Genomic DNA, 15,488 nt, shown 5'->3' on the forward strand with positions numbered 1-15,488 from the left:
GAATCTGTTCGCGAGCAATGACTAGGCGCCCCCCTCGCTCCTACAGATGGCCGGATATTTCGCTATGGGGGGAATACATCGCGCAGAAATTTCCACTTCGTAGGGCGCATAACGCGCCAGCGTTATCCGCCGCTGGAGGACGGCGGATAACTTGTTCCAAGTTATGCGTCCTACGATAGCGACGCGTAGATTGTTCAGGCCGGCTCGACGGTCACCCAGTAGCGCGTCAGCCGCCGCAGCTTCACCGGCAGCATGTCCGCCAGCAGCGCCAGCCCGGCGTCGCTGTCGCCAACCGGGATCGCCCCGGTCACGCGCAGATTGGCCAGGCGCGGGTCACAGCGCAGGAAGCCGCTGCGGTAGCGGCCGAGTTCTTCCAGCAGGGCATCCAGGCGCATGCCCTGGGCCAGCAGCATGCCGTTCTCCCAGGCGCTGGCGTTGGCGTCCGCGGTTTGCAGGGACTGGAAGCCCTGCGCGCCGAACACCAACTGCTGGCCGGTGCCGACCACCTGGCTGGCGTAACCGGGCAGTTCGACGCTGACCTCCTTGCCCAGCACCGCGACCCGGCAGGCATCGCCGAGGTCGCGCAGGCTGAAGCGCGCGGACTGGGTGCGCAGCAGGCCGTGTCGGCTGTCGACGAGGAACGGACGCGGATCGGGGAGGGCGTCGACGAGGATTTCGCCTTCCACCAGGCTGAGGCGGCGTTCGCCGGCGTTGAAGGCGACATTCACCGCGCTGCCGGTATTCAGCGTGATCTGGCTGCCATCTGGCAGGCGCAGGTGCTTGCGCTCGCCCACGCCGGTGCGCAGGTCGGCATTCCACTCCGCCCACGGCATCTGCCGGCCCACCAGCCAGGCAGCCGGGGCTACTGCCATCAACACGCCCAGGCGGTTGAGCATCTGCCGGCGGCTCAGGCCGCTGCGTTGCAGGCTCTGCCGGCCGAGCCCCGGCGGCAGCTGGCGCAGGCCGAGCAGGGCTTCGGCGCGGCGCCAGGCTTCGGCGTGCTGGGCGCTGCGCGCGCGCCATTGCTCGATGGCTTGCAGATCGGCGTTGCTGGCCGGGTGTTCGTTGAGGCGCACCAGCCAGTCGGCGGCTTCGCCGAGGATGCCGGGGTCCAGCGGTTGTTCGCGCATCAGGCGACGCTCAGGCAGGCGACGAAGCCGGCGCGCATGTAGCGCTTCACGCTGGCCAGGGAAATGCCCAGGCGCTCAGCGATCAGCGGGTAGGTCAGGCCATCCAGTTGCGACAGCAGGAAAGCCTCGCGAGTCAGCGCCGGCAATTCGCTCAGGGCAGTATCGATACGCTCCAGCGCCTCGAAGATCAGTTCGCGGGTTTCCGGGCCAGGCACCCGCTCTTCGGGCAGCGCGGCGACGCTTTCCAGGTAGGCGCGCTCGATCTCCTGGCGCCGCCAGCGGTCCACCAGCAGACCCTTGGCGATGTGGGTGAGAAGGGCGCGCGGGCGTTCGCCGAGGTCCTCCAGCGGCCGCCGCAACAGGCGCAGGAAGGTGTCATGGGCGAGGTCGGCGGCATCCCAGGCGTTGCCCAGCTTGCCGCGCAGCCACTGCTGGAGCCAGCCGTTGTGCTCGTTATAGAGAGTGTGCAGGTGCTGCGGGGAAGGGGATTCGACGGGGGCCACGGTACGTGCGTCAGATTTTCATTTGAGAATGCCTATCATTTTATGGTTTTCCCGCCGTGCAGCGCAATGCCGGAGCGACGCAGCCGGTCGGACTGCGACACCGGCGACCTCGCCGCACTGGAATTGCCACGAAGACGCGCTACCTTGAGCCTGTTGCGCTCAGAAATTTCTGATGCCGCACTTCCTCCCGCCGTCCCGCGCAGGCAACGGACCCGCAGCAGCAGGCCCGGCAGTCAACCAGCAGAAACGGAGCACAGCATGGCTCGCAATACGCCCATCGAGCTTTACCGCAATATCGGCATCGTCGCCCACGTGGACGCCGGCAAGACCACCACGACCGAGCGCATCCTTTTCTACACCGGCGTGAACCACAAGATGGGCGAGGTGCACGACGGCGCGGCGACCATGGACTGGATGGTGCAGGAACAGGAACGCGGCATCACCATCACCTCGGCGGCCACCACGGCGTTCTGGCAGGGCTCGACCAAGCAGTACGACCACAAGTACCGCTTCAACATCATCGACACCCCCGGGCACGTCGACTTCACCATCGAGGTGGAGCGCTCGCTGCGCGTGCTCGATGGCGCGGTGGTGGTGTTCAGCGGCGCCGACGGCGTCGAGCCGCAGTCCGAGACGGTCTGGCGCCAGGCCAACAAGTACCACGTGCCGCGCCTGGCCTACGTCAACAAGATGGACCGCCAGGGTGCCGACTTCCTCCGTGTGGTCGCGCAGATCAAGCAGCGCCTGGGCCACACGCCGGTGCCGATCCAGCTGGCCATCGGCTCGGAGGAAAACTTCGCCGGGCAGATCGACCTGGTGAAGATGAAAGCCATCGTCTGGAACGACGCCGACCAGGGCACCAGTTACACCGAGGAGCCGATCCCCACCGAACTGCAGGCGCTGGCGGACGAATGGCGCGCGCACATGGTCGAGGCCGCCGCCGAAGCCAACGACGAGCTGATGAACAAGTACCTCGAGGGCGAGGAACTGAGCATCGCGGAAATCAAGGCCGGCCTGCGCCAGCGCACCCTGGCCAACGAGATCGTCCCGGCGGTGCTGGGCTCCTCGTTCAAGAACAAGGGCGTGCCGCTGGTGCTCGACGCCGTCATCGACTACTTGCCGGCGCCGTCGGAAATCCCCGCGATCAACGGCACCGACCCGGATGATGAAGAGAAGCACCTGGAGCGCCACGCCGACGACAGCGAGCCGTTCTCTGCATTGGCCTTCAAGATCGCCACCGACCCCTTCGTCGGCACCCTGACCTTCGCCCGCGTCTATTCCGGCGTGCTCAGCAGCGGCGACGCCGTGCTCAACTCGGTGAAGATCAAGAAGGAACGCGTCGGCCGGATGGTGCAGATGCACGCCAACCAGCGCGAGGAGATCAAGGAAGTACGCGCCGGCGACATCGCCGCGCTGATCGGCATGAAGGACGTCACCACCGGCGACACCCTGTGCTCCATCGACAAGCCGATCATCCTCGAACGCATGGACTTCCCCGACCCGGTGATCTCCGTGGCCGTGGAACCCAAGACCAAGGCCGACCAGGAGAAGATGGGCATTGCCCTGTCCAAGCTGGCCCAGGAAGACCCCTCGTTCCGCGTCAAGACCGACGAGGAAACCGGGCAGACCATCATCTCCGGCATGGGCGAGTTGCACCTGGACATCATCGTCGACCGTATGCGCCGCGAGTTCAACGTCGAGGCCAATATCGGCAAGCCGCAGGTGGCCTACCGCGAGGCGATCCGCAAGAAGTGCGAGATCGAAGGCAAGTTCGTCCGCCAGTCCGGCGGCCGTGGCCAGTTCGGCCACTGCTGGATTCGCTTCGAGCCGGGCGACGAGGGCAAGGATGGGCTGGAGTTCGTCAACGAGGTGGTCGGCGGCGTGATCCCGCGTGAGTTCATCCCGGCGATCCAGAAGGGCATCGAGGAACAGATGCAGAACGGCGTGCTCGCCGGCTACCCGCTGATCGGCCTGAAGGCCTCGGTATTCGACGGCTCCTACCACGACGTCGACTCCAGCGAGATGGCGTTCAAGATCGCCGCATCGATGGCCACCAAGCAGCTCTCGCAGAAGGGCGGCGCGGTGCTGCTGGAGCCGGTGATGAAGGTCGAAGTGGTGACGCCGGAAGACTACATGGGTGACGTGATGGGCGACCTGAACCGCCGGCGCGGGCTGATCCAGGGGATGGAAGATACGCCGGCCGGCAAGGTCATTCGCGCCGAGGTGCCGCTGGGCGAGATGTTCGGCTATGCCACGGATGTGCGCTCGATGTCCCAGGGGCGCGCGAGCTACTCGATGGAGTTCACCAAGTACGCCGAAGCGCCGGCGAATATCGCCGAGGCGATTATCAAGAAGGCACACGGCTGAGGTTTCCCTGATCCAATGACGGCGCCTAAAGGCGCCGTGTTTTTTGGAGATTGGCATTTCTGCGCCGCTTCAGTGTGCCCGGGTGTATTGGGTTTCGCCCCCTCGGGCGAGTTACTTTGGCAAACGCCCCAAAGTAACCAAAGGTCTTGCCCCGACATACGGCCCGGCTTTGCCGGGATACCCCTCGCCGGCACCATTTTAGGGGCACGCCGCGAAGGGCCATCCCTGGCCCATCGCGGCTCTGGCGGCATCCATGCCGCCAAACCCCAAAAATGGTGCCAGCGAGGGGCCTCCTGTAAGGGGCGGTTGCGCGCCAGGGACTTTGGGTATTCGTTTGCTGGTTTTCGTATTTTTTCCAACCCAAAGCTTCGCGGAGAAGAAACAGCTCTCTGCTCCGGATTTTGCTCTGTCTCATCAGGATTTCCAGAGAAATCCCCGCACGCTCCGGAGTGCCCCTTTCAGGAGGCCGAAGGTGATCGGAGTTTCAGGGGTAGAGCGGCATGGATGCCGCGGAAGCCGCGACTGGCCATGGATGGCCCTTCGCGGCGGGCCCCTGAAACTCCGAGGAACCGAGGGTATTTTTCGCGAAGCGAAAAACCGGATGTAGGGGCTAGACCTTTTGGTTCCTTTTGGGGCGTTTGCCAAAAGGGACTCGCCCGAGGGGGCGAAACAAAATATCTCAGCGCACGCCGAAGCGGCGCACACGTACCCAACGAGAAGCAATAGGCACGCCCTATAGGGATACATGTAGTGGTCCAGGGCGTATCGGCGGATAACCCGTTCCAGGTTATGCGCCCTACGGTGGCGGACTTACCGGCGAGTCTCGGATGTAGGATGGGTGGAGCGCAGCGATACCCATGCTGGCCGGTATGTTGCTGGCGATGGGTATTGCTGCGCTCCACCCATCCTACGAAAAGCGTCGTGCCGAGTTTTACGGTTGATCCGCCAACGGCAACCCGAAACAGAACATCGCCCCGCACGGCTCGACATTCTCCGCCCAGATATCCCCGCGATGCCGCGAGACGATGCTTTGGCACAGCGCCAGGCCGATCCCGTTGCCGCTCACCTTGGAGGTGAAGAACCCATCGAACAGCCGCTCCTTGGCCCCGGCATCGATGCCGGGGCCCTGATCCAGCACGCACAGTCGCGCGCTGTCGCCTTCGCGAGAGGTGCGGATACGCAGCAGGCGGCGCTCCTCGGGGAGGTTGAGCATTTCCTCGATGGCGTTGAAGGCGAGGTTGAGAATCACCTGGCCGACCAGCACCTTCTCGCAGCTCACCCACAGCGGTTCGTCGCAGCGCTCCAGTTGCACGCGCACGTTGCTCGGCTGGGCCTTGAGGCTGATGAAGTAGAGCGTTTCGCCGAGCAGTTCGTTGAGGTCGATGCGTTGTTCGGCCTGCTCCAGTTTCACCACGTACTCGCGCACGCTCTTGATGATCAGCGAGGCGTGCTCGATCTGTCGCACGGCGCTGTCCAGACCCCAGGCGGCGGAGGCTTCGGCCTTCTGTTCGCGGTCCAGGCGAATCAGCGCGCCCTCGATGAAGTTGCGCGTGGCCGCCAGCGGCTGGCTGAGTTCGTGGGCAATCGCCAGGGCCATTTCGCCCATGGCGTTGTAGCGCGCCAGGTATTCCAGCTTCTGGTCGCTCTGGCGTTGCGCCTGGGCGGCGCGGACCTGCTCGGTGACGTCGCGGAACAGCAGCAGGTGGCCGACCAGGTCGTCCTCGATCTCGATGTAGCGGCAGGTCGCGTGGTGCCAGCGCCATTCGCCGTCCAGGCGCTGCAATTGATAGCTGACCGAGTAGGGCTCGCGGCTCGGCGGCTGCATCGCCAGGTGGTGTTCCAGGCGCGGGCGCGTGGCGCTGTCGCAGCGGCCGAGGAAGTTGTGCGCCATCCAGTCGTCCTGGCTGCCGCCCAGCAGTGGCAGGGCGGATTCGCTGAGGAAGCGCAGGTTGCCGTCCGCATCCAGCACCGCCACGCCTTCGGCGAGGTCCTGCATGAAGGCCTTCAGGCGGCTCTCGAAACGCTGCAGGTCGCGCTCGACCTGCTTCTCCTTCGAGATGTCGCGGAACTGCACCATCAGCACGTCGCGCTCCTGCAGGTGCACGCGGGTGGCCACCGCCTCGGAGAGGATTTCCACGCCCTGCTTGGAGCGGTAGCACCACTCGATGGTGCGCTGACCAGTGCGCGCCGCGCCTTCCAGCCAGCGCAGGCCGACCGAGCGGCGGTACTGCGGCGCCTTGGCGGTCATGTCCGGGGCTTTCAGCGGCACCAGCTCTTCCAGCGTGAAACCAAGCACGGCCAGTGCGGCGTTGTTGGCCCAGAGGATTTCCTTGGTCTGCGCGTCGTGGAGGATCACGCACAGCGGCATGGCCTGGAGCAGGGCGAGGAAGTCGTCGGGCTTGGGCTGGAACATCGAAGCTCGCTCTCGATTGCAGGGGACGGGTAGGCAGTGGCGCCTTTATACCGCGCAGCGTAGCGCGAAGGGACTGCGGAGTAACCCGGCGCCGACTAGGGGATTCCTTTAGGCATGGGGCTGCACGCCCCAATAGTTGGGCGGGCAGGGCGGTTCATACACTGGCCCCAACGACGACCAGCCCGCATCGAACGGGCCGGCCCTTACAAGAACAACCGGAGATGCCGCCATGCTGCGTGCCGCCCTCGCCGAACCGCTCGATGCGGACGGTCGTGCCCTCGAATTCCAGCGCGTGCTCGATGAAGTGCGCCAGCGCCGCGATGAATTCGACACTCGCTCCCACGTTCCCCGCGACATGATCGAACGCTTCCGCGCTGTCGGCATCTACCGCGCCGCGACCCCGCGCTGCTTCGGCGGCGATGCACTGCCGCCGGCGCAGTTCCTGAAACTGGTCGAGCGTATCGCCGAGGCCGACGGCTCCGCCGGCTGGGTGGCCAGCTTCGGCAGCGCCAGCACCTACCTCACCGCGCTGCCGCGCCACACCCTCGCCGAACTCTATGCCGATGGCCCGGACCTGGTGTTCGCCGGCGGCCTGTTCCCGATCCAGCCGGCCACCCAGGTCGAAGGCGGCTGGCGCGTCAGCGGCACCTGGAAATTCGCCAGCGGCTGCAAGGGCGCCGACGTGCTCGGCGTCGGCATCGGCATCGGTGGCCCGGGCGGCAAGCCGCGCACCGCACTGCTGCGCGCCAGGGACGTGGAGATCGTCGAGAACTGGAACGTGGTCGGCCTCAAGGGCACCGGCAGCCACGACCTGAAGCTGGACAACGCCTTCGTTGCGGATGACTGGACGTTCATTCGCGGCGGCGAATCGAACATCGACGAACCGCTGTATCGCTACCCGACCATCGCCTATGCCGCCCAGGTACTGGCCGTGGTCAACCTCGGCCTGGCCCGCGCGGCGCTGGACGAGATCACCCGTATGGCGTCTTCCAGCGGCGTGACCGGTGCGCCCAAGCTCGGCGACCGCGCCTATGTGCGCATCGAGATCGGCAAGGCCGAGGCTGAGCTGCAGGCCGCGCGCGGCTTCTTCTACGACGCCACCGAGACCGTCTGGGATTCCATCCTCGCCGGCAACGCCGTCAGCCCCGAGCAGGTCAGCCAGCTGCGTCTGGCCGCCGTGCACGTGTCCCGCGCCGGCGCCGACGTGGTGCGCCGCGCCTACAGCCTGGCCGGCACCACGGCGATCTACCTGAACCACCCGCTGCAGCGCTACCTGCGCGATGCCATGGTGGTGACCCAGCACGCCTTCCTCAGCGATGGCATGTACGACGGCGCCGGTGCGGTGCTGCTCGATGTGCCGCCGTTCCCCGGATACATCTGACATAAAAACAAGGACTCGAAGCATGACCCGTCCGACCACCGAACCCTTGCGCGTACTGTTCTGCATCGGCATCGCCCAGCCGTTCTTTGACCTGCCCACCGGTGAAGGCATCACCGTGTGGAAAGGCTTCTCGCAAATGATGAGCGACCTCGGCGCGCTGCCGGGCATGAACGTGCTCGGCGTGCTGGATGACGACCGCCTGATGGTCGGCCCGTCCACCACCTCTCCGTGGACCGTCTACATCATGGCCGACGTCGATTGCCACCAGACCGTGATCGACGCCTGCAACCTGTTCCGCACCACCCCGGTGGGCGAGTACAGCCTGTGGAAGTACGCCAAGGTCGAGGCACGCATCGGCCGCCCGCTGACCATCCCCGAAGCCGCGCGGACCTGAGCCATGAGCAGCCTGAGCATGGCCGAGCTGAACCGCCGCCTGGAGGTCCTCGAAGGGGAAAGCCAGGTGCGCAGGCTGATGGCCCGCTACATGGACCTCTGCGACGTGCCGCGCGCGCCGGTGGCGATCACCGAACTGGCCGAGCTGTTCAGCGAGGACGCGGTGTGGGAAGGCATCGGCACGACCACGGCGCAGACCTTCGGCCATCACCAGGGCCGCGAGGCGATCGCCGCGTTCGTCTTCGGCTACCTGCCGCCGTCGCCGCACTTCACGCTGAACCTGCATTTCCTCACCAGCGAGTCGATCCGCGTCGACGGCCGCACCGCGCGCGGGCAATGGATCATGCAGCAGCTCTCGACCTATGCCGAGGGCCACACCGAGCTGTTCGGCACGCGCCTGGACATCGATTTCCGCGAGATCGACGGACGCTGGCAGATCAGTCATTTCCGTACCCAGCGCCTCTCGCAACGCGCGCTGGGTGGCGCAGGGGAGGGCCGTTCATGAGCACTTTCGTTAGCGAATTCATTCTCGGCGGCGACGGCAAGCGCGTCGCGGTCAAGGACAGCATCGACATCGCCGGCTACCCGACCCGCTGTGGCACCCGCGCGCTGGCCGACGCCGCGCCGGCCACGCGCAACGCGTTCGTGGTCGACGCCGTGCTGAACGCCGGTTGGCAGATCGTCGGCAAGACCAATCTCCACGAACTGGCCTTCGGCGTCACCGGCATCAATGACTGGACCGGCACGCCGATCAACCCGATGGCGCCGGACCGCGTGCCCGGCGGTTCCTCCAGCGGTTCCGCGTCCGCCGTGGCAGCAGGCTTGGCAGATATCGCGCTGGGCACTGATACCGGTGGTTCGGTGCGCGTGCCGGCGGCCTGCTGTGGTATTGCCGGGCTGAAGCCGACGTTCGGCCGCGTCAGCCGCGACGGCGTCCATCCGGCACAGAGCAGCCTGGATTGCGTCGGCCCGTTCGCCGCCAACATGGCCGACCTGATCGCCGCCATGCAGGTCATCTGCCCCGGCTTCGGCAACGTGCAGTTGCCGGGCGAGGGCGCCCGCGTGGCCTTCCTCGAAGTGCCGTCCGCGCCGCACATCCAGGCCTGCCTGGGTGCCGCCGCCGACCGCGCCGGCTGGCGCCGCAGCCATCTGTTCCTCGGCGAGTTCGAGGCGGCCTTCCAGGCCGGATTGGTGGTGATCAATCACGAGAACTGGGCCGCCTATGCGGCGCTGACCGGCAAGGGCCTGATCGGCACCGATGTCGAGCAGCGCCTGCTGCTGGCCAGCCGCACCACCGACGCCGAGCGCGCCGAGGCGGAGATAGTGCGCGAGCACTTCACCCGCGCCATCGACGCCGCGCTGGAGGACCTCGAAGTCCTGCTGCTGCCGACCATGCCCGACCTGCCGCCGCTGCTCAGCGATGCGCGCAACGGCAAATCGGTGGCCGGCATGACGCCCCTGGTGCGCCCTTTCAACCTCAGCGGACACCCGGCGCTGACCGTGCCGGTGGACCTGGATTGCGGCGGGCTGAAAGTCGGCCTGCAGATCGTCGGCCGCAAGGGCGACGACGAACGCGTGTGCGCCTTCGGCGCGAAACTCGAACACAGCCTGGCCGCCACGCGGCCTGCGCAAAAACATAAGAAATCGGCATGAGGAGATGGGCATGAGCGCTCACGAATACCGGCTGATCGCCCGGTCGCGCAGCGTCGAAGAGCTGGTCGGCGACGACCGCGTCGATGTCTCGCTGTACAACGACCCGCAACTGTTCGAAGCGGAGATGGACAAGATCTTCTACCGCACCTGGGTGTGGGTCGCCCACGAAAGCGAAGTGCGCAACGCCGGTGACTTCAAGACCACCAGCGTCGGCCGCCGCCCGGTGATCGTGGTGCGCGACAAGAAGGGCAACATCAACGTCCTGGAAAACCGCTGCCGTCACCGTGGCGCCACCGTCTGCGAGAAGCACAAGGGCAACGCCACCGGCTTCACCTGCCCGTACCACAGCTGGTCCTACGCGCTGGACGGCAAGCTGCGTGCGCTGCCGTACCCGGACGGCTACGAGGACATCCTCGACAAGTCCGAGCTGCCGCTGACCAGCCTGCGTGTGGAAAGCTACGCCGGCATGGTGTTCGCCACCTACAACGACGAGATCGAGCCGCTGCAAGACTTCCTCGGCGGGGCCAAGCACTGGATGGACCTGTTCATGAAGCAGGGCGCCGGCTACCCGATCAAGACCCAGGGCGAACACAAGTTCACCTTCCGCGGCAACTGGAAGATCCAGCTGGAAAACACCACCGACGGCTACCACTTCCCCATCGTGCACAAGTCGTTCATGTCCTCGGTGGATGAAGAGACCGAAGAGATGCTCTCGTTCATGAGCGACGAGCAGGCGGTGACCCACGCCCTGGGCAACGGCCACAGCGTGATGGTGATGGTTCCTGAGCACGTCGACCTCGACCACGACGACGGCACCGAGCAGCTCCAGGAGCGCTTCGCCCACGTCACCGAGGAACTGTCCAAGACCATGGAGCCTGCGCAGGTGCGCCGCATCGTCCGCTCGCTGCATGGCGCCGGCTTCAACCTCAACCTGTTCCCCAACGTGGCCATGTCCATGTCGTTCTTCCGCGTGCTGCGGCCGATCTCCGTCACCGAGACCGAGATTCGCCACGTCGCCCTCGGTATGGACGGCGGCCCGGAAATCGCCAACCGCGAACGCATGCGCATCCACGAGCACTTCCAGGGCCCGTTCGGCTTTGGCAGCCCGGATGACGCCGAGGCCTGGGACCGCGTGCAGCGTGGCTCCTACGCGGGCGTCGATGCGCCGATCCTGGTCAACCGCGGCCTCAACCGCGAAGTGGTCGCCGAGAACGGCGACAAGGTCTCCCACGCCACCGACGAAGGCGGCATGCGCGAGGCGTACCAGATGTGGAAAAGGATGATGAGCCAATGAGCAACGACACCCTGAACGGCTTCTCCGGCCCGCTGGCCAAGGCCATCGAATTCGTCTGGCGCGAGGCCGAGCTGCTCGATCGCAAGGACTACGCGCAGTGGTCGCAGCTGTGGAGCGAGGACGGCATCTACGTGGTGCCGATCGACGCCGAGGGCGACGACTTCGCCGCCAGCCTGAACTACGTCTTCGACGACGCGCGCATGCGCGCCCTGCGCATCGAACGCCTCACCGGCGGCCATTCGCCGTCGGCGGTGGACGCGGCGAAGACTGTCCGCACCATCTCGCGCTTTTCCCTGGTGGAAGCGGCGGGCGACCTGGTCGAGGTGAACTCGGCGCAGGTGCTCTACGCCTACAAGCGTGGCGTGGCGACGCCGTTCATTGCCGACCTGAACCACCGCATCCGCTTCGTCGACGGCCAGCCTCGACTGGAGCGCAAGGTGATCCGCCTGATCAACGCCGAAGACGCGCTCAACGCGCTCGGCTTCCTGCTCTGAGGGCCGCACCATGCAACGAGTTGCCCTGGTAACCGGCGCCGCACGCGGGCTGGGCGAAGTCATCGCCCGTCGCCTGCACGCCGCCGGCCTGCGCGTGGCGCTGGCCGATCTCAACGAGGAGGCGGTGCAGCGCTTGGCCGATGAGCTCGACCCGGAGGGCCGCACGGCCCTCGGCTTGAAGCTGGATGCACGGGAGAAGGCCGACTTCGAACGTGCCCGCGATGTGCTCGCCGAGCGCTGGGGCGGCACCGACATCCTGGTGAACAACGCCGGGATGTCCAAGGTGGCCGCACTGATGGACATCAGCCCGGAGGACTTCGACGCCTCCATGGCGGTGAACCTGCGCGGCACCTTCGTCGCCTGCCAGGTGTTCGGGACGCACTTCGCCGCGCGCGGCTTCGGCCGCATCGTCAACATCGCCTCGCTGGCCGGGCAGAACGGCGGCACTGCCACTGGCGGCCACTACGCCGCGGCCAAGGGTGGCGTGGCGACCCTGACCAAGGTGTTCGCCCGCGAGCTCTCGGCGCAGGGTGTGACCGTCAACGCCATCTCGCCGGGGCCGCTGGACTTGCCGGTGGTCTACGAAAGCGTGGCGCCCGAGCGTCTGGAACAGATCCTCAAGACCATCCCCGCCGGCCGCCTGGGCGACCCGACCTTCATCGCCGACAGCGTGTTGCTGCTGTGTGCGGAGAACGCCGGGTCGGTCACCGGCGCCTGCTGGGATATCAATGGTGGGTTGTTCATGCGTTGAGGTTGAGTCCGGGCGCTAGGGCTGAAAGCCCCTCACCCTAACCCTCTCCCGGAGGGAGAGGGGACTGTTTGGAGCAGGATGAAACCACGGCGTCAGCCGGCACGTTCGGCTCCCTCTCCCTCTGAGCGGGGCGCGCAGCCAGGGCCGGGGTGAGGGCAGGGCCCTTGCGCCGAATCCATGCATGCGAAGAGGGCGAAACACTCTCTTCACGGAAAGACTGAAACACCCGTCCGCTCGTAACAAAGAGGCCGGGGAAAGGGGCCACAGAGCCCGCACCCAACGCCTTGCAGGTAACGCCATGATGAAAGTCAGAATCGAAAGGATCGTCGAGGAAGCGCAGGACATCCGTTCCCTGCGTCTCGTACGTTGTGATGGCCAGCCGTTCGACGCCTACGAGCCGGGCGCCCACGTCGACGTCACCGGGCCCACCGGGGTGACGCGCCAGTATTCGCTGTGCAGCCCGCCGGACGACCGCACCGCCTACCTGGTGGCGGTGAAGAAGGAGGGCGCGTCCCGTGGCGGCTCCAGTGCCCTGCACGACGTGCAGGAAGGCGCGGAGCTGGACATCGGCGCGCCGCGCAACCTGTTCCGCCTGGCGCCGGAAGCCCGCGAGCACGTGCTATTCGCTGCGGGTATCGGCGTGACGCCGTTGCTGAGCATGGCCTACCGGCTGAACGCCAGGGGCGAGCCCTATCGCCTGCACTACTTCGCCCGTTCCGCCGAGCACGCGGCTTTCGTCGAGCTGCTGGCCAGCGAGGCTTTTGTTGGCAAGGTCGAGCTGCATTACGGCGTAGAACCCGCCGATCTGGACAACGTGCTGGGCGAATGCCTGGCGCGCGCGCCGCAGCACGCTCACGTCTATACCTGCGGCCCGGCGCCGTTCATGACCAAGGTGGTGGAGATCGCCGCGCGCAGCCGCCCGGAAGAGGCCATCCACCTGGAGCACTTCCAGGCTGACCCGGCCGCCAACGCGGCGCCGGCGGGTTCCTTCGAAGTGGAATTGGCCAGCTCCGGCGTGGTGCTTCACGTACCGGCGGACTCGACCCTGGTGGACGTGCTGCAGGCCCACGGCTGCGACATCGACACCGAGTGCCGCGAGGGCATCTGCGGCACCTGCATCGTCGAGGTGCTGGAAGGCGAACCGGAGCACCGCGACAACTGCCTGTCGAACAAGGAGAAGGCCGCCAACAAGCAGATCTGTGCCTGTGTTTCGCGGGCCAGGTCGGCGCGGTTGGTGCTCGACCTGTAAGCCGGACCGCTCTGCGTAGGATGGCGTGGAGCGCAGCGATACCCATCAATCTGCGCGCCAGCAGCATGGGTATCGCTGCGCACGGACATGGATCATGTAGGAGCGAGCTTGCTCGCGAACCGTCTTGATGTCGGCGCCGCAGGGGTACTTCGTTCGCGAGCAAGCTCGCTCCTACAACAGCAGGCCTGCGCCTGCATCTCGCGGGCCAGGCCGGCGCGACTGGTGCTGGACCTGTAAGCCGGATCGCTCTACGTAGGATGGCGTGGAGCGCAGCGATACCCATCAATCCGCCTGCGCGCCAGCAGCATGGGTATCGCTGCGCTCCACCCATCCTACAACAGCAGATCTGCGCCTGTGTCTCGCGGGACCGGTCGGCGCGGTTGGTGCTGGACCCTTAATCCGTATTGCTCCTCGGCACTCGGGCGGGCTTTGCGTAGGAGCGGACTCTGTCCGCGATAGATTCCTCCTCGCGCCGGAACTCATCGCGGACAGAGTCCGCTCCTACGGGATAAGGTCGGTGCGCGGTGGCAGCGCTGGCAATTCGTCTGGCAGGCAGCGACACTCGCGCGCCGCCGGCAATTGCTAGCCTCCGGCGCTAGTCTTTCGATCGGAGATCCCCATGCCTGCGCTGATTGCGCGCCTGGCGCTCGGCTGCCTGCTGCCGGTCGCCATCCTGCTCGGCCTCGGCGCCATGCCGGGGCTTGGCTATGCCTGGGATTTCGCCAACGCTGCCGGGCTGCTCGGCGCCTGCCTGCTGGGGCTGCTGTTCGTCATCGCTGGCCGCCCGCAGCCGCGCCCGCTGTATGAAGGCAAGTTCTTCCTGCGCCTGCACCGCGACCTGGGCTTTGCCGCCGTTGCGCTGCTGCTGGTGCATATCGGCGTGCTGCTGGTCGATGAACCACTGCTGATCGAGGACCTGCTGCCTTCCGCGCCCGGGTACATGCTCGCCGGGCTGGCTTCGGCGATCCTGATGCTGGTGCTCGCGATCTCCAGCCTGAACCGCGTCCGCCCGCGCTGGAGCCGCAGCGCTGCTTCGTTCCGCCGCTGGCATTACGGCGGTAGTCTATTGGCCCTGTTGCTGATGGCCGTGCACGTGCTTGGCGCGGGGTACTACAGCGGTGGCATCTGGAAGGGCGCACTGCTGGTGGTGCTGATGCTGGCGGCTGCGATCTGGCCGCGCTTGCCAAAACCTGGCAACGGTATCAGCGGGCGTCAGCGGAACACGGCGCAAAGGGCTACCTGGTTCGCGCTGGCAGCGAGCGGTGTGATCGTCGGGCTTTCGGCGCTCTACAGCCTGCTGGCGAACCTGGAGCTGCCGCTATGAAGCGAGTCTGGATCGGGCTTTTGCTTGTTTCAGTCGTGGCGCTGTCGGTGGGAGCGTGGTTCGCCCACGGGCATTGGCAACGCAGCCGGCCGCTGATGCCGTTGGCCTTCCCCCACGAGCCGCACGCCTCGGTGAACTGCATCACCTGTCACCACGACTACAAGGACCAGTCGCCTTCGGTCTCCGGCAACCGCACCTGCATTCTCTGCCACAAGCAGAGCCCGGCGCTGGCGGTGCGTATCGAGGCGGATTTCCATCAGCTGTGCCAGAGCTGCCACCTCGAACGATTGCAGGCCTTCCACGCCAGCGGCCCAGTGCGCAGCTGCCAGGCGTGCCACCGTGATTCGACGGGGAAACTCAACCCGTAGGGCGCATAACGCCTGGGTCGTTATCTTTCCTGCGAAGCGGCAAGTCGAGACCTTCTTTGTAGGATGGTGTGGAGCGCAGCGATACCCATCGTGTCCTGCACTTAACAGCATGGGTATCGCTGCGCTCCACCCATCCTACGGAGTCATCCGGAGTGCCGAATTGTGGGA

General features: G+C 66.2%; 14 protein-coding genes. 11 read left to right on the forward strand and 3 right to left on the reverse strand.

Annotated elements, in window-relative coordinates; all coding sequences use genetic code 11:
- Positions 1-194: 194 nt before the first annotated feature.
- Together L6D89_RS13345 and L6D89_RS13350 are read right to left on the reverse strand one after the other, a co-directional pair.
- Positions 195-1,130 carry a FecR domain-containing protein gene (locus tag L6D89_RS13345; protein ID WP_236200035.1) on the reverse strand — a complete coding sequence of 312 codons (936 nt, stop codon included), beginning with the start codon at positions 1,128-1,130 and terminating at the stop codon, positions 195-197.
- Positions 1,130-1,633, reverse strand: coding sequence for a sigma-70 family RNA polymerase sigma factor (locus L6D89_RS13350; protein WP_236200036.1), 504 nt, complete (start codon positions 1,631-1,633; stop codon positions 1,130-1,132). Before L6D89_RS13350 ends, L6D89_RS13345 begins: the two co-directional genes overlap by 1 nt.
- A gap of 258 nt (positions 1,634-1,891) precedes the next feature.
- On the opposite strand from L6D89_RS13350, the gene fusA reads away from it, so the two are divergent.
- Positions 1,892-4,000, forward strand: a complete 2,109-nt coding sequence (fusA, locus tag L6D89_RS13355; protein ID WP_236200037.1) for an elongation factor G — start codon at positions 1,892-1,894, stop codon at positions 3,998-4,000.
- A 931-nt stretch (positions 4,001-4,931) separates the two neighbouring features.
- Here the strand turns inward: fusA and L6D89_RS13360 are convergent.
- A complete protein-coding gene (locus L6D89_RS13360) occupies positions 4,932-6,413 on the reverse strand; it encodes an ATP-binding protein (protein WP_236200038.1) in 1,482 nt (493 codons plus the stop codon).
- Between the two features lie 229 nt (positions 6,414-6,642).
- Here L6D89_RS13360 and L6D89_RS13365 point away from each other — a divergent pair, with 229 nt between their 5' ends.
- From L6D89_RS13365 to L6D89_RS13410, 10 genes are all read left to right on the forward strand, one after another.
- Positions 6,643-7,794, forward strand: coding sequence for an acyl-CoA dehydrogenase family protein (locus L6D89_RS13365; protein ID WP_236200039.1), 1,152 nt, complete (start codon positions 6,643-6,645; stop codon positions 7,792-7,794).
- A 22-nt stretch (positions 7,795-7,816) separates the two neighbouring features.
- Positions 7,817-8,188, forward strand: coding sequence for a hypothetical protein (locus tag L6D89_RS13370; protein ID WP_017516776.1), 372 nt, complete (start codon positions 7,817-7,819; stop codon positions 8,186-8,188).
- A 3-nt stretch (positions 8,189-8,191) separates the two neighbouring features.
- Complete coding sequence (locus L6D89_RS13375) at positions 8,192-8,692, forward strand: nuclear transport factor 2 family protein (protein ID WP_373874949.1); 501 nt, start codon at positions 8,192-8,194, stop codon at positions 8,690-8,692.
- The gene (locus tag L6D89_RS13380) at positions 8,689-9,840 is read left to right on the forward strand and encodes an amidase (protein WP_236200040.1); all 1,152 of its coding nucleotides are present in this window, start codon (positions 8,689-8,691) and stop codon (positions 9,838-9,840) included. The genes L6D89_RS13375 and L6D89_RS13380 overlap by 4 nt, the downstream gene beginning before the upstream one ends.
- Before the next feature lie 10 nt (positions 9,841-9,850).
- Positions 9,851-11,134 carry an aromatic ring-hydroxylating oxygenase subunit alpha gene (locus tag L6D89_RS13385; RefSeq protein WP_236200041.1) on the forward strand — a complete coding sequence of 428 codons (1,284 nt, stop codon included), beginning with the start codon at positions 9,851-9,853 and terminating at the stop codon, positions 11,132-11,134.
- Positions 11,131-11,628: an aromatic-ring-hydroxylating dioxygenase subunit beta gene (locus L6D89_RS13390; RefSeq protein ID WP_236200042.1), complete on the forward strand. Its 498-nt coding sequence runs from the start codon at positions 11,131-11,133 to the stop codon at positions 11,626-11,628. The genes L6D89_RS13385 and L6D89_RS13390 overlap by 4 nt, the downstream gene beginning before the upstream one ends.
- 10 nt (positions 11,629-11,638) lie before the next feature.
- Positions 11,639-12,379, forward strand: a complete 741-nt coding sequence (locus tag L6D89_RS13395; protein WP_236200043.1) for an SDR family NAD(P)-dependent oxidoreductase — start codon at positions 11,639-11,641, stop codon at positions 12,377-12,379.
- A 298-nt stretch (positions 12,380-12,677) separates the two neighbouring features.
- On the forward strand, positions 12,678-13,628 hold the full coding sequence (locus tag L6D89_RS13400; protein WP_236200044.1) for a PDR/VanB family oxidoreductase: 951 nt from the start codon (positions 12,678-12,680) through the stop codon (positions 13,626-13,628).
- A gap of 619 nt (positions 13,629-14,247) precedes the next feature.
- Positions 14,248-14,952, forward strand: coding sequence for a ferric reductase-like transmembrane domain-containing protein (locus tag L6D89_RS13405; protein WP_236200045.1), 705 nt, complete (start codon positions 14,248-14,250; stop codon positions 14,950-14,952).
- Positions 14,949-15,320, forward strand: a complete 372-nt coding sequence (locus L6D89_RS13410; RefSeq protein WP_236200046.1) for a cytochrome c3 family protein — start codon at positions 14,949-14,951, stop codon at positions 15,318-15,320. The genes L6D89_RS13405 and L6D89_RS13410 overlap by 4 nt, the downstream gene beginning before the upstream one ends.
- Positions 15,321-15,488 lie beyond the last annotated feature (168 nt).

The sequence above is a fragment of the Pseudomonas pseudonitroreducens genome (assembly GCF_021603645.1).
Lineage (GTDB): Bacteria > Pseudomonadota > Gammaproteobacteria > Pseudomonadales > Pseudomonadaceae > Pseudomonas > Pseudomonas pseudonitroreducens.